General features: G+C 56.8%; 10 protein-coding genes. 5 read left to right on the forward strand and 5 right to left on the reverse strand.

Annotated elements, in window-relative coordinates:
- Positions 1–208: 208 nt before the first annotated feature.
- Positions 209–2539: a methyl-accepting chemotaxis protein gene (locus AVCG78_RS17930; RefSeq protein WP_071584503.1), complete on the reverse strand. Its 2331-nt coding sequence runs from the start codon at positions 2537–2539 to the stop codon at positions 209–211.
- 337 nt (positions 2540–2876) lie between these two features.
- On the opposite strand from AVCG78_RS17930, the gene AVCG78_RS17935 reads away from it, so the two are divergent.
- From AVCG78_RS17935 to mgrA, 5 genes are all read left to right on the forward strand, one after another.
- The gene (locus AVCG78_RS17935) at positions 2877–4241 is read left to right on the forward strand and encodes an LLM class flavin-dependent oxidoreductase (protein WP_071207289.1); all 1365 of its coding nucleotides are present in this window, start codon (positions 2877–2879) and stop codon (positions 4239–4241) included.
- A 242-nt stretch (positions 4242–4483) separates the two neighbouring features.
- The gene (locus AVCG78_RS17940; RefSeq protein ID WP_071584502.1) at positions 4484–5887 is read left to right on the forward strand and encodes an LLM class flavin-dependent oxidoreductase; all 1404 of its coding nucleotides are present in this window, start codon (positions 4484–4486) and stop codon (positions 5885–5887) included.
- A 34-nt stretch (positions 5888–5921) separates the two neighbouring features.
- Entirely contained in the window at positions 5922–7190 is a 1269-nt protein-coding gene (locus tag AVCG78_RS17945; protein WP_071206951.1) for an SfnB family sulfur acquisition oxidoreductase, read from the forward strand.
- 9 nt (positions 7191–7199) lie between these two features.
- On the forward strand, positions 7200–8462 hold the full coding sequence (locus AVCG78_RS17950) for an SfnB family sulfur acquisition oxidoreductase (protein WP_071206950.1): 1263 nt from the start codon (positions 7200–7202) through the stop codon (positions 8460–8462).
- Between the two features lie 71 nt (positions 8463–8533).
- Positions 8534–9577, forward strand: coding sequence for an L-glyceraldehyde 3-phosphate reductase (gene mgrA, locus AVCG78_RS17955; protein ID WP_071206949.1), 1044 nt, complete (start codon positions 8534–8536; stop codon positions 9575–9577).
- Between the two features lie 174 nt (positions 9578–9751).
- On the opposite strand, the gene AVCG78_RS17960 is transcribed toward mgrA, so the two are convergent.
- Genes AVCG78_RS17960 through AVCG78_RS17975 form a run of 4 tightly spaced genes read right to left on the reverse strand, consistent with a single transcriptional unit; the run spans position 9752 to position 14641 of the window.
- Positions 9752–11005 carry an LVIVD repeat-containing protein gene (locus AVCG78_RS17960; RefSeq protein ID WP_156582594.1) on the reverse strand — a complete coding sequence of 418 codons (1254 nt, stop codon included), beginning with the start codon at positions 11003–11005 and terminating at the stop codon, positions 9752–9754.
- Positions 11006–11038: 33 nt separating this feature from the next.
- Complete coding sequence (locus tag AVCG78_RS17965) at positions 11039–12082, reverse strand: substrate-binding domain-containing protein (RefSeq protein WP_071206947.1); 1044 nt, start codon at positions 12080–12082, stop codon at positions 11039–11041.
- Between the two features lie 31 nt (positions 12083–12113).
- Complete coding sequence (locus tag AVCG78_RS17970; protein ID WP_081355277.1) at positions 12114–13160, reverse strand: ABC transporter permease; 1047 nt, start codon at positions 13158–13160, stop codon at positions 12114–12116.
- Positions 13160–14641 (reverse strand): sugar ABC transporter ATP-binding protein, encoded by a 1482-nt coding sequence (locus AVCG78_RS17975; RefSeq protein WP_071206946.1) that lies wholly within the window; start codon positions 14639–14641, stop codon positions 13160–13162. Before AVCG78_RS17975 ends, AVCG78_RS17970 begins: the two co-directional genes overlap by 1 nt.
- Between the last annotated feature and the right edge of the window lie 50 nt (positions 14642–14691).

The raw sequence follows: 14691 nt of genomic DNA on the forward strand, positions 1-14691 counted from the left end.
ACGGGCATCGTAAACCGAAGGCTTCTGAAACAGAATGTCGAAGCGAAGCTTTCGCTCAGGCGGGGTTTAAGGCGTTTGCGCTGTATCGTTGATACCCTTTGACACGGTTTCCGCGTGTCAGAGGGTTATCTATACCATTTCTGTCAGGCGTGACGCGCTCACCAACTGGACAGCATCAGGACGGCGTCCATTGTAAACAGAGCCATCCTCAGAACTCTTCCCAACTCTCGCCCTTCAGCGCAGCATTGCCCTGAGTGGCATAGGTCTGGCGTGATGGTGCGGCGGGCCGAGTTGCAGGTCTGGCAGGGGCTCGTCCAGTGGGCGCGTGTCCGGCCTGCCGGTTATCTCCCGTGCGGAACTGGCCGAGCAATTCGGTCAGCTTGCCGCTTTCCTGGGCCAGGCCAGCGCCGGCCGCGTTCATTTCCTCGACCATGGCCGCATTCTTCTGCGTCGCCTGGTCCATGTGGTTGACAGCGGTATTGACTTCCCCAAGCCCCACGGACTGTTCCTGCGCTGCCGTGGCGATTGCATCCATATGCTGATTGATCGATTGGACGAGGCTGGCGATCGCCGTCAACCCTTCGCCGGTATCGTTGACCAGTTTGACGCCTTCGCTGACGGCGACTTCCGAATTGGAGACCAGCGATTTGATTTCCTTGGCGGCATTGGCCGAACGTTGCGCCAGTTCACGGACTTCCTGGGCGACGACGGCAAAGCCCTTACCTGCTTCACCGGCGCGGGCGGCTTCCACCCCGGCATTCAATGCCAGTAGATTGGTCTGGAAGGCAATCTCATCAATCACGCCGATGATCTGGCCGATCTGGCGGGAGGCGTGTTCAATGCGCTCCATTGCTGTGACAGCATTATTGACGACGACACCCGATTGCTCGGCACGGCTTTTGGTATCACGCACCAGATCACGGGCCTCGCCGGTTCGCTTCGAGGTCGCTCTCACATTGGCGGTGATTTCCTCAAGGGCTGCGGCGGTCTCTTCGAGCGAAGCAGCCTGCTGCTCGGTTCGCTTGGCCAGGTCGTCCGATGCATGCGAGATTTCGCTGCTGCCACCCGACACGGCCAGGGCAGAGCCACCGACGGCCAGAAGTGTGGTGCGCAACTGGCTGACGGAGGCGTTGAAGTCCTGGCGCAGTTCCTCGAAGCGCGGCGCAAACTCCTCGGAAATCTCACAGAGCATATCACCGGAGGCAAGTTTCTGCAGACCGCTTGCCAGCGCTCCGGTGGCGCGGGTCAGTCGCTCCTCGGCCTCCTCTTCGATACGGCGCTGCGTCTCGATGCGATCGCGCTCGGCGATCCTGCGGTTTTCCTCGGCGTTGGCCTCTAGCTCCTTGTTGCGGATGGCTGCAATCTGGAACACTTCCACGGAACGCGCCATTTCGCCCATTTCGTCCCGGCGTTTGGCGCCGGGAACGACAACCGACAGGTCGCCGTCGGCCAATGCGCCCATGCAACGTGTCAACGCGCCGATCGGGCGAATGACCTTGCGGACGATGACGGCCAAGCCGATGATGCCGAGCGCCAACACCAACAGGAAGAGCGCCAGGAACGACAATGTATGGGTCAGCGCTGTAGACTTTGCCGTTGCGGCATTGGCGTTCAACGTATCCATGGCAAGCGATGCGATATCCGCAACCTTCCCCAGAGCAGCCGTGGTCGGCGCTCTCCATTGATCGATTGTCAGCGGCGACTTTTCGCCCGCACTCAGTTTGGCAATGACGTCGGCGCGCATCTTAGCGTAGTCACCGGTAAAATATGCTGCATCGGCGATCTTGAAACCATCCTTGATGGCCTGGGGCGTATCCCTATGATCGACAAGCACCCGAACTGCTTTCCAGGCATAGGCGACATTGGCGTCTCCCGCGGCCAGTTTAACCTGGTTCTCAGCCGAAATCTGCTGGCCAGAGGTCACGGCGTTGTTGAGGATCAAGGCACTGCCGCCGCCAAGGGCACGGGTCGACCATGCATAGGCGCGCATCTGGATCATCGGCATCAACGCCGCGTCGAGCGTACGCATGCGGCCTTCCGCAGCCTCGGACGCCTTTTCAAGATCTGCCAGGAACGTCCCGCCCAGATCCATTGACGCCTTGGTGATGCTTGCGTCACGAGCCTCAAGCGGCTTTGCCAATTCGGCATCGATGGTTTTACGATAGGTCGCGACTTTTTCATAAGTGGCCAACACCGTTGCGATCGGCTGCGACAAGTCGGTAGCCTTGATCCCTCCAGCGATCGCTTTTGCCTCATTCATACCAGCATCGACAACCGCCCGGTTTTTCTGCACGGATTGGACGGAGCCAGCGCCATCGGCAATGGAGATCGACAGGGCGGAGGCGCTGTCGCCGCGCTCGCTGCGAAATGCCAAAAGCGCCTTGAACAACGCCTTGTCAAAACCGGTCAGTTCCGAAACTTCGGCATTGACCTGATAGGTCCGGTACGAAGACAGCATGGAATTTCCAACCAGCACATTCAGCATAAGGCTGAGCAGGGCGAAAACGCTAATGAGCACATTTCTGATGGAGAGCGTCATGGTAAGTTCCAATGGTTGCAAATTTCAACTCATTGAAAGCCAATTTGGATAAACTGCGGTTAACGCCATCAGGCTTTTTATGACGTCTTTCCGTATAAAATTGCCAGTCTCGCCATTCGCTCGGGTATAGAGGCCTCAAAGCGGCCAGTGGCGTGAGTTTTGCATGTATGTAAAGTGTCTCATCATTTGATCAGCAGTTCGATCGGCAGTTGTGATTTCACTCATTGTCATTGTGACCCGCACCATCTTCTTGCTACACGTTTCTTGGCGATTTCATCGCTGGCCGCCTGCGAGCGGGATAATTTTTAACCTCAATTCATCCGGGTGAATGTCCAATATGTCTCCCAGAAAACAGATCATTCTCAATGCCTTCAACATGAATTGCGTGGGGCATATCAATCACGGGCTCTGGGCGCATCCACGCGACCGTTCGAATGACTATAAATCTCTGCGCTACTGGACTGATCTGGCCCGCACATTGGAGCGTGGTCTGTTCGATGGGTTGTTTCTTGCCGATATTGTCGGGGTCTACGATATTTACCAGAACTCGGTCGACCTGACATTGCGGGAATCGATCCAGCTACCCGTCAACGATCCGATGCTGCTGGTATCTGGCATGGCTGCTGTGACCGACAATCTTGGTTTCGGTATTACCGTGAATACCAGTGTTGAGGCGCCCTATACCTTTGCCAGGAAAATCTCGACGCTCGATCATCTCACCTCAGGCCGGATCGGCTGGAATATCGTCACCGGTTATCTCGACAGCGCCGCCAAGGCATTGGGCAAGACCGGCATGACAGAGCATGACGCCCGCTATGACCAGGCCGATGACTATATGGACCTGCTGTATAAGCTTTGGGAAGGCAGCTGGGAGGAGGGGGCCGTGCGCCTCGACAAACAGGCACGGATATATGCCGATCCTGCCAAGGTTCACAAGGTGCAGCACAACGGGCCCTATTACCAGTCCGAGGGCTACCATCTGAGCGAGCCCTCTATCCAGCGTACGCCGGTACTCTATCAGGCCGGCACATCGGGCCGGGGGCGGAAATTTGCCGCGCGCCACGCCGAATGCGTGTTTATTGGTGCCACGGACAAGGCAGCGGCGCGTAAAACCTCCCAGGCTCTGCGGGAAGAGGTGGTTGCCGCAGGTCGCCGTCCTGATGATATCAAGATCTTTCTTGGTGTTACTGTGGTGACCGACAAAAGTCGGGAAGCCGCCGCCGACAAGCTGGCGGATTATCGCCGCTATGCCAGCCCGGAAGCGGGCCTGGCGCATTTTTCGGCTGGAAGCGGTATCGATCTCTCCCGCTACGAGCTTGATGATCCTATCCAGTACGGCCCCACCAACGCCATCCAATCCGTCACGCAGCTTGCCAAACAGAAGGGTTGGACCAAGCGGCAATTGCTGAACGAGCTTTCCATCGGCGGGCGCTATCCGCTGATCACCGGCGCGCCTGGCGACGTGGCAGAGGAACTGATGTCCTGGATCGATGAAGGCGATATCGATGGTTTCAATCTCACCCGCACTGTGACGCCGGAAAGCTACGAGGATTTTATCGAGTTTGTGGTGCCGGAACTGCAAAGCAGGGGCGCTTACAAGACCAGCTATGGTGACGGCTCCTTGCGCCATCGGCTGTTTGGCGAAGGCAACCGGCTTCCCGCTCGCCATGCCGGCAGCCTCTATCGACACACGGAAAGGTAGCGCCACGACATCGCGGCGAGAACTTTTATGCCTGGCAATGTTTCCTGACTGAAGGCCCTGCATCTGAAAGCCTTCTTCAATGCCCATGACGAGTCCGCCACATTGGCAGTGCGTTTTTCTCCATGGCCCAGCCTGACAGAAAAACATACCTTCATTTAGTGCATAAAAAACATAGATTAACTTCAATAACCGTCAATGTCTGCGATGCTGCCTCGGCATGTTTGCAGCAAAGGACGGCGCCGATGACCAGGACAATTCACTTCAACGCCTTCGATATGAATTGCGTCGGACACCAATCGCCTGGATTGTGGGCGCATCCGGATGACAGGTCTTATACCTATAAGGATCTGGATTACTGGCAGAATTTGGCGCGTACCCTGGAGCGCGGCATCTTTGATGGCATCTTCATTGCTGACGTGATCGGCTATTACGATGTCTATAAAGGCTCCAATTTCCACGCCATCCAGCAGGCGGCGCAAATTCCGGTCAACGATCCGTTGCAGCTGGCGGCTCCCATTGCTTTGGCCACCGAGCATTTGGGCATTGGCATTACTGCATCAACCTCGTTTGAGCATCCCTATACGTTTGCCCGCAGGCTTGCGACGGCCGACCACCACACCAAGGGCCGGGTAGGGTGGAACATTGTGACCTCCTATCTGGAGAGCGGTGCCAAGAATGTTGGCCAATCCGGCCTGAAGCGCCATGATAATCGCTATGAGATTGCCAATGAATATCTTGAGGTGATCTACAAACTGCTGGAAGGCAGCTGGGAAGAGGGCGCTATAGTCCGTGATCCAAAGGGGCGGGTTTTCACCGATCCGGCCAAGGTTCATGAAATCGGCCATAAGGGCAAGCATTTCGATGTTCCCGGCTATGGTTTGACGGAGCCATCACCGCAACGCACCCCGGTGCTGTATCAGGCAGGGGCCTCTGGTCCGGGCAAGAAATTTGCGGCGGAACATGCGGAATGCGTGTTTGTGGCAGCACCCACCAAATCGGTGCTGAAAGCCTATGTTGCGGAGATTCGCCAGCAGGCGGCTGCGGCAGGGCGTGATCCGAATTCCTTAAAAATCTACACGCTGATCACCATCATTACTGATGAGAGTGAGGCGAAGGCCAAGGCGAAGTTTGAAGATTACAAGCAATATGTCTCTTACGATGGCTCGCTGGTGTTCATGTCCGGCTGGAGCGGTATTGATTTTGGCCAATATGCCCCAACCGATGTGATCCAGAAGGTGGAAACCAACGCCATCCATTCGTTTGTGGAGCATATCGCAGGCGGCGACAAATCCTGGACCATCGAAGAACTGGCAAAATTCGGTGGCATTGGCGGATTGGGTCCGGTGTTTGTTGGTGCGCCCGATCAGGTAGCCGATATTTTGCAAGAATGGGTGGCTGACACCGATGTGGATGGCTTCAACATTGCCTATGCGGTAACGCCCGGCAGCTTTGAGGATGTGGTCAATCACATTGTGCCCGAACTGCAAAAACGTGGGGCCTATCCCACCGCCTACAAGCCGGGCACCCTGCGCGAAAAGCTGTTCGGCCAAGGGCCATATTTGCCTGCCAACCATCCCGCCGATCAATACCGCGATATTGAGGCATTCAAGTGCGCCCAAAAGGCTCCGCTGGCCAATGCCAGCTAAATTCTCATCCCAATTTCAAGCAACGAGGCACGATATGGGTACCGTTACTGACACCAAGATCGACTACACCGTTCACCCGCGCGTCAATTCCAACGATCCGGTAGCGCCGCGCCCGCGTCCAGCCGTGCCAGCCCATATTGTGCAATCCGATGCCGAGGCGATTGAGATTGCAAAGCGGCTGGCCGAGCGCTTCAAGGTCAATGCTGCCTTGCGTGACCGGGAAGGACTGTTGCCGATTGCCGAGCTGGATGAATATTCCCAAAGCGGGCTGTGGAGCATCAACGTGCCAAAGGCCTATGGCGGGCCGGAAGTGTCCTATGCCACGCTTGCCAAGGTGATCTCCACCATCGCGAGCGCCGATCCTGCCATTGCGCAAGTGACGCAAAACCATTTGGCCATTGTTGCCACCGTTGATCTCGATGGCACCGAAGAGCAGAAACAATTGTTCTTTGGCTGGGCTTTGCAGGGCTTGCGCTACGGCAATGCATTTTCGGAATTGAAGAGCAAGACCGTTGCCGATTTTGAAACCAAGGTCGTGCATGACGGCGATGACGTGATCGTCAATGGCGAGAAATTCTACACCACCGGAGCCCTTCTCTCGCATGTGGTGCCAATTGTTGGTGTTGATGAAACCGGGCAAGGCTATCTGGTGTTTGCCGACCGCGAAGCACCCGGCCTGACCGTGACCAACAATTGGTCCAGCTTTGGTCAGCGCACCACGGCCTCTGGCTCGGTGAAGATCGAAAATGTGCGGGTGCCGAAGGTTCGCGCCCTGAAAGTCACCTCGTTTGAGCATCCCACCGTCGGTGGTCCGGTGTCGCAGATCATCCAGTCGGCCATTGACGCAGGCATCGCCCGTGGCGCGATTGATGATACCATCAGTTTTGTCAAAACCCTCAGCCGTCCGTGGATTGATAGCGGCAAGCAAAAGGCCAGCGAAGACCTGTTCACCATCGCCGCCATTGGTGATCTGAAAATTCGGCTGCATGCGGCGGAAGCGCTGCTGGAGATTGCTGGCCGCAGCATTGATGCCGCGCGGGCCAATTCCACGCTGGAAACCGTCTCGGAAGCCACCATCAAGACTGGCGAATCCAAGGTGCTAACCACCGAGATCGCCATTCTCTCCACCAACAAGCTGTTTGAACTGGCCGGAACCCGCTCAACATTGGCGGAACATGGTCTGGATCGCCACTGGCGCAATGCGCGGGTGCATACATTGCATGATCCGGTGCGTTGGAAATTCTATCACGTTGGAAATTACTATCTGAATGGCGAGCATCCACCGCGCCATGCGTGGAACTGAGGCAGGCTGATGCGCACGACAGATCGTACACTCCACCGTCAGGCGGCCCTCACGGCTGGCCGCCCAGCGCCCCATATTCCGCCACGCCGCATCAAGGCGCATGTGATCAAGGATGATGCTGAGGCAATAGCTGTTGCCAAGGAATTGGCGCGTGACTTTGCCGTGGGTGCGGCAGAACGTGATCGGCAGCGGCGTTTGCCTGTGGCCGAGATTGAGCGTTTCTCCCAAAGTGGGCTTTGGGCCATCACCGTGCCAAAGGCCTATGGCGGCGCTGGCGTATCGACGGTGACGCTGGCGGAGGTGACGGCCATCATCTCGGCAGCAGATTCCTCCATCGGGCAGATTCCGCAAAACCATTTCTATATGGTGGAAGCGCTGCGGTTGTCTGGTTCTGATGCGCAGAAGGCCCATTACTTCCAACGGGTTCTGGATGGGGATCGGTTGGGCAATGCCTTTACCGAAATCGGCACCAAAACCCCGGTGGATTACAAGACCCATTTTGCGGAGCGCGATGGCAAGTTGCTGTTGAACGGGCAAAAATTCTACGCCACGGGATCGCTGTTTGCTCATATCATTGTTGCCGTTGCCAAAGGTCCGAATGGTCGCGTGCATCTGGTGTTTATCGATCGCGCCACACCCGGTCTTGATCTGGTGGATGACTGGACCTCCTTTGGTCAGCGCTCCACCGGCAGCGGCACGGTGACCTTTGACGATGTGGAAATCACCCCGTTTCAGGTGGTGGATCATGATGAGAATTTCGATAAGCCAACGCCGATGGGACCATTTGCCCAGATCATCCATTCGGCAGTGCAAGTTGGTATTGCGCGGGGTGCTTTGGCTGAAACCATCTCCTATGTCCGCGCCCATGCAAGGCCGTTTTTCGAGCTGAGTATTGAGCATGGCTATGAAGACCCACACACCATCCACGCGGTGGGAGATGTCTCCATCCGCGTGCATGCCGCCGATGCGCTTTTGGCGCGGGCCGGGCGCATTCTGGATATTGCAACGGCCAATCCCACCGCGCAAACCGTGGCGGAAGCCTCAATTGCCGTGGCCGAAGTGAAAGCGTTGGGCACGGAAGTGGCGCAATTGGCGGCCACCAAGCTGATCGAGCTTGGCGGTGCGCGCTCCACGTTGGATGCCTATGGGCTGGATCGCTATTGGCGCAATGCTCGCACCCATTCGCTGCACGATCCAGTGCGCTGGAAATATCACCATATCGGCAATTTCTACCTGAATGATCAGCTGCCCCCACGCCACGGGGCGATCTGACCTTCAATTTTTCTATCCGCCGGGTGCATCTTCCTGCGCCCGGCTTTTTCTTGACCATAGGAAACCATAACATGACCTATCAGCCTGATCTCAAGCGCTATGATAACGCCCAGTTTCGCCGCACAGGCCGAAGTGGGCTGAAACTGCCTGCACTTTCCTTTGGCCTCTGGCATAATTTTGGCGATACCACCCCGGTGGAAACCCAACGCTCGATCCTGTTCAAGGCCTTTGATCTGGGCATTACCCATTTCGATCTCGCCAACAATTACGGCCCACCAGCGGGCAGTGCCGAGATCAACTTTGGCCGCATCCTGCGCGAGGATTTTGCAGGTCTGCGGGATGAGCTGATCATTTCCACCAAGGCAGGTTGGGATATGTGGCCGGGGCCTTATGGTCGTGGCGGCGGCTCGAAAAAGGCGCTGCTCTCTAGCCTTGATCAGAGCCTGACACGGCTGGGTGTCGATTATGTCGATATCTTCTATTCCCACCGCTATGATGCTGAAACGCCGCTGGAAGAAACCGCAGATGCACTGGCGCAGGCCGTGCGTCAGGGCAAGGCGCTGTATGTGGGTATTTCATCCTATTCTGGCACCAAGACCCGCGAGATTGCGGCCCTGTTGAAAGAGCGGCAGGTGCCACTGTTGATCAATCAGCCCGCCTATAACCTGTTCAACCGCTGGATTGAAAAAGACCTGATTGATGCCGCCGATGAAGTCGGCGCTGGGATCATTGCGTTTACGCCACTGGCACAAGGCCTTCTGACCAACAAATACCTCAACGGCATTCCAGAAGACGCCCGCGTCAACCGCCCCGGCGGTGATTTCCTGCGGCCAGAACATTTGAAGGAAGAAAACATTGTGCGTGCCCGCGCCTTGAATGAGATTGCCGCCCGCCGTGGCCAATCGCTGGCGCAGTTAGCGATTGCATGGGTCTTGCGCGATCCGCGCGTGACCTCGGCGCTGATTGGAGCCAGTTCTGCCCGGCAGATTCAGGAAAATGTCGATGCTTTGAACAATCTTTCCTTCACAACCGAAGAGCTGGCGGAGATTGATCGCTACGCCGTAGAAGGCGGCATCAACCTCTGGGAAAAGCCTTCCCACGATCAAGTGGTGTAAGGGAAGATCGGACCAATGGTCACACTCAACGTCACCCTCGGGCCTGTCCCGAGGGTCTGCTCCCTGCGATTATGTCACTGATCTTGATTGCTAAATTGAATGTGGCAGATGCTCGGCACAGGGCCGAGCATGACGTCGAGGATGGATTAGGGCGTCATCAATCCGCACATTTTGTCACCCGCCATATTCAATAATCTCCAGCCCCGCATTGTAATCCGTCGCATAAATCAGCCCATTGGCATCGACAAACACATCCGCTGATTGGATGACCTTTGGGCGTCCAGGTCTGCGATCCGTCATCGTGGTTGGGGCGGCCGGGACCAGAGCGCCAGTTTCAACCGGATGGTACGGATCGGAAATATCAAAGGCGCGGATACCCGCATTTTGCCAGGTGGCGAAAATCAGTGTCTCGGACACAAATGAGCCGGGGCGGTTTTCATGCAGGTTATGCGGGCCGAAATGGCCACCTTTTTTGATGTAATCGATCTCATTCGGAATAGGAAAGGTGGAAATGCTGATCGGATTTTCCGGCACGCGGATATCAAACACCCATGTGTGCTTGCGGCCATCCTCCTCATTGTCCAACACCGCCTCATCGGCCACGACAAGCAGATCGCGCCCCGGCAGCGGCAAAGGCGAATGCGTGCCGCCGCCATAGGGTGGGGACCAATTGTGGTGCTTGATGAGTTTGGGTGCTGAATGGTCCTTGATGTCGAGAAGTGTCAGCCCACCATCGCGCCAGCAGGCATAGGCGGTGTCGCCATGCACCAGCGCGTGGTGAAGGGCATAGCGTTTGCCATCAGCCCATGTGCGGCTTTCGCCTGCTGCCGTGTTCATGCCCGGCAGCCACCAGCGGCCAACCAGTTCGGGCTTGGTGGGATCAGTCATGTCGATGGTGACGAAAATATAATCGGAAAAACCATCCAGCAGCGCCGATGCATAGGCATAGCGCCCGCCAACATACCAGAGCCGGTGAAAGCCCACGCCATCCACATCCAATTGCCCGATCTTGCGCGGGGCGGCTGGTGTGGAAATGTCATAGACGGTCATGCCCGCTGTCCACGCCCGTTCGCGCTTGCTGGCAGCGACCGTTTCACCGACCGATTGGGTGTAATAGGCCTTTTCATCGGTAAAACTTTCCACGTCGGCAAACAGATCAAGCGCGTTGATCACCAACAGCAGATCACCATGGGTTTGCAGATGGATGTTCCATGTGTTGGCGGGGGCCTGCACATAGTTGACAGTTTTCGGATGTTTCGGATCACGCACATCGATGATGGAGAAGCCCTGCGACCACGGATGCGCCACATAGGCATGGCCGTGATGCACCATCAATTGTAGCCCATCGCCGCGTCCGCCAATGTCGCTATGGCCGATCAGTTTCATATTGCGGGCAAAGTCTGGCTTTGGCAGGTCTAGGGTGGTCATCGGGCTTCTCTTTCTTTCAATCGGTTTGCGGCATTACTTGACGGTTGATGGAATCCACGCAGCCGTGGCGGCATCGCTCTTCAAAAACGCCGGGAATTTCTGCTGCAATTCCTCAATCGAGCCGATCTTGTTGTTCACCAGATCATCGCGAGTAATCAAGGTTGGCTTGAGCAACACGGAATGGCCGGGATTTTGTCCGGCAACGGCGAGTGAAACTGCCCGCACCGAAACCTCACCCACCACGGCAGCATTGGTGGCAGCGGTTGCCACCCACGCGCTGTCTGGCTCAATCATCAACTGAATATCGGCAGTGGAAATATCGACGCCATAGATTTTGACCTTGCTGGACAGGCCAAGCTCGTCAATCGCCAGCTTTGCGCCTTTGGCGAATTCATCCCATGGGGTAAAAATCACCGAAATGTCTGGGTTGGCGCGTAGCACGGCCTTGGTCTGGTCGGCAACAGTGGCCGGAACCGTGTCATTGACCACGCCCCAAACGGCTTTTTCCTTCAGATTGTGTTTGGCCACATAGTCTTTCCACACGGCATAGCGGCGATCCAGCGGCGCAAACCCGGCGACATAGATTGCACCACCGTTGAAGCTATCGCCCTTGTCTTTGATGGCCTGATCCAGCACCAGCTTGGCCATATCGGCATCGCTCTGCTCGATTTGCGGAATGTTGGGATTGTCGAGGTTCACATCATAGGCAACCACCTTGATGCCCGCATCCAGCGCCTTTTGCGCCACGTCCTGCAACACTTCCGGGCGGCCATTGTTGATGATGATGCCATCGACCTTCAGGTTAATGGCCTGCTCAATCAGCGCGCGTTCTGCATCATTGTCATTGCGGGCCTGCGAAACCGTGAGGTTGATGCCCAGTGCATCCGCCTGTCGCTTGACGCCTGCCTCAAAAGCTTGCAGCCAATCACCACCGCCGAGATAGCTGACAACGGCGATGTTGACCGTCTTCTTATCAAACGGGGCGGGTGCGCCCGCAATGCCAGCGGCGGAGGCCGTGGTGGCAAAAATCGATCCGGCCAGAAGAACTGCGCCAAAGGTGCGAAGAGACTTGATCATGTTGGTTCCATTCAGATGAGAAGGTCGATGTTTATGTGCGGGCGCGGCTGACGCCATAGGTGAGGGCAAGGGCGCCAACCAGCACGAAACCCTTGACGAAATCCTGGGTGTAATAGGGGGCGTTGAGCATGGTCAGGCCATTGAGCAAAATGCCAACAAACACCGCACCAATGATGGTGCCCAGCACATTGGGACGGCGCAGGCCCAGCACGGCAAAGCCGATGAGTGATGCAGCAACGGAATCCATCAGCAGCGAGGCACCGGAGGAGACATCACCCCTGCCAACCCGCGCCGCCACGATAATCCCGCCAAAGGCCGCCAGCGTGCCGGAGAGCACATAGGCGAAGGTTTTGATCTTTGCCGTATTGGCTCCGGCCAGACGTGTTGCAACCTCATTGCCGCCAGTGGCAAACAGCAGCCGCCCAAGACGGGTGCGCTCTGTCAGAACAAACAGCGTCACAGCCACAATGGCCAGCAGAATGACCGGGAAGGGTATAAGGCCAAACAGGCTGGAACGCCCGATGGTCAAAAACAGCGGATCATATTTGCCAGTTGCCGTCGTTCCATTGGGCAAAATGAGGCCGACAGAAATGGAGCGTCCAGCTGTCGGGATCAATTGCAACCCGGACAGCAAAAACATCATGGCCAGCGTGGCGAGAAGGTCTGGCACCTTGAGCTTGACGATCAAAAAAGCATTGGCAAAGCCGATCAACGCGCCAAAGGCCAGCACCAGCGGCACGGTTTGATAGGCATTCAAGCCCAGCACAATCATGGCATAGCTCGATGCCATCACGCTGGAGGCTGCCACCGCGCCCACGGAGAGATCAAAGCCGCCAATTGCCAGCGTTACCGTCACGCCTGCCCCAATGATGGCCACCACGGCAACCGCTTGCAGAATGCTCATCAAGTTGTTGATGTTGATAAAGGCTGGCTGGGCAAGGCTGAAGATCACAATCAATCCCGCCAGCAGAATGAAGACAGCACCGCGCCGGATGGTTTCCCGCACAAGGCTTGCCACACTTTGCCGGTCATGCGCTTGGGCCAGCGTATCTTTGGGACTGTCATTCACCGTCGTCATCAGGCGATTTCCTTGTGGTGATGGGCTGATGCTGCCGTTGGCGTCAGCTCAATCAGAGTATGTTGATCAATCAGCAAAATGCGGTCGGCCACTTCCTGTGCTTCCTCAAAATCCGAGGTGGCAATCAGAGTTGCGCGATCCGCGTGGCTGCGAATGGTGGTGATAATGTCTTGTCGGGCACCGACATCGACGCCCTGAAACGGTTCGTCCAGCAACAGCAGGCGGCTTTGCTCGACTTCCCAGCGAGCAATCACAGTCTTTTGCTGATTGCCGCCCGACAGCGACCAGACGGAGGCATCTGGACCCGAGGCCTTGATGCCGAGCCGGGAAATGGCAGCCTTTGCTTTCATCCTCTCCGCATCCGACAACAGAAAACCCGAAGGATACCAGCGCTTGAGATGCGCTAGACTGATGGTGGCAGCCACACTTTCGCCCGGCCAGTCGGCAGGCATCAAGGCTGAACGGTGACGATCTTCCGCAACAAGCGCCACTCCGGCGGCAATGGCCTCTGCCGGGCTTTTGGGGGCATAGGGCTTGCCATCCAGCACAGATTCACCTGCCACAAATTGTCCCGCTCCAAACAATGCTGATAGCAGCCTGCTTTTGCCCGCGCCCAGCACGCCTGTTATGGCCACCACTTCACCCTCGCGCACTGTGAGATCAAAGGGCTTGCTGCTGCCCAGCAGCTGAATGCCACGCAGGTCCAGCACGGTTTTGCCAAATTCTGTGCGTCGATCCGGGCGCGCGGTGTTCAATGCCCGGCCAATCATGGTCTCAAGGGCTGCATCGAAATCAATCGGACGACGGAGCGCCCCGACATTGCGCCCGCCTCGCAGAATAACCACACGGTCGGCAAGGGCAGCCAGATCGGCAGTGCGATGCGAGATATAGAGAATGGCGATGCCACGCGCTTTCAAGCCCAGGAGAATGGCATAGAGGCGTTCCGCTTCCTGCGTTGAGAGGCTGGCGGTTGGCTCATCCAAAATCAACAATTCAGCCTTGTTGGCAAGGGCGCGTGCAATGGCCACCATTTGCCGATCCGCAGCACCCAGATCAGCAAAATCGCGATCGAGAGGCAGGTTGAAACCCGCATCACTCAAAATGCGCGCTGCCTCACGCCGCACGCTTTTGGTTGACAGAAAAAACGGCTGACGACCATCGACATAGTGATTGAGCAGCAGCGCATCGGCCACGCTCAAACCCGGAATGCCCACCACGTCCGTGGATTGGTGAACCGTCACCACGCCAAATTTGCCGGCGTCTGCCGGGCTTTGCGGGGCAAAAGGCTGACCGTTTAGTAAAATACTGCCGGAATCCGCCGATTGCACACCGGAGAGAATTTTTACCAGCGTAGATTTTCCGGCCCCGTTTGCGCCCATCAGTGCAACAATCTCGCCCGGCTCAATCACCAGCGATGCGTCGATCAAGGCCTTGGTCGAGCCGAAGGAGCGGGAGATGTCTTTGACGTCAAGAAGGGGCATTGTGGGCTCACCAATTGTGTTGATCAGGTGATAAACCCTTGGTGACCGCC

The organism is Gillisella vitis, from assembly GCF_021559775.1.
Taxonomy (GTDB): domain Bacteria; phylum Pseudomonadota; class Alphaproteobacteria; order Rhizobiales; family Rhizobiaceae; genus Allorhizobium; species Allorhizobium ampelinum.

What these genes read in the sequence shown, in the direction of transcription:
- AVCG78_RS17930 (WP_071584503.1), bottom strand. Translation starts at nt 2,539, where the DNA reads ATGACGCTCTCCATCAGAAATGTGCTCATTAGCGTTTTCGCCCTGCTC.
- AVCG78_RS17935 (WP_071207289.1), top strand. Translation starts at nt 2,877, where the DNA reads ATGTCTCCCAGAAAACAGATCATTCTCAATGCCTTCAACATGAATTGC.
- AVCG78_RS17940 (WP_071584502.1), top strand. Translation starts at nt 4,484, where the DNA reads ATGACCAGGACAATTCACTTCAACGCCTTCGATATGAATTGCGTCGGA.
- AVCG78_RS17945 (WP_071206951.1), top strand. Translation starts at nt 5,922, where the DNA reads ATGGGTACCGTTACTGACACCAAGATCGACTACACCGTTCACCCGCGC.
- AVCG78_RS17950 (WP_071206950.1), top strand. Translation starts at nt 7,200, where the DNA reads ATGCGCACGACAGATCGTACACTCCACCGTCAGGCGGCCCTCACGGCT.
- mgrA (WP_071206949.1), top strand. Translation starts at nt 8,534, where the DNA reads ATGACCTATCAGCCTGATCTCAAGCGCTATGATAACGCCCAGTTTCGC.
- AVCG78_RS17960 (WP_156582594.1), bottom strand. Translation starts at nt 11,005, where the DNA reads ATGACCACCCTAGACCTGCCAAAGCCAGACTTTGCCCGCAATATGAAA.
- AVCG78_RS17965 (WP_071206947.1), bottom strand. Translation starts at nt 12,082, where the DNA reads ATGATCAAGTCTCTTCGCACCTTTGGCGCAGTTCTTCTGGCCGGATCG.
- AVCG78_RS17970 (WP_081355277.1), bottom strand. Translation starts at nt 13,160, where the DNA reads ATGACGACGGTGAATGACAGTCCCAAAGATACGCTGGCCCAAGCGCAT.
- AVCG78_RS17975 (WP_071206946.1), bottom strand. Translation starts at nt 14,641, where the DNA reads ATGCCCCTTCTTGACGTCAAAGACATCTCCCGCTCCTTCGGCTCGACC.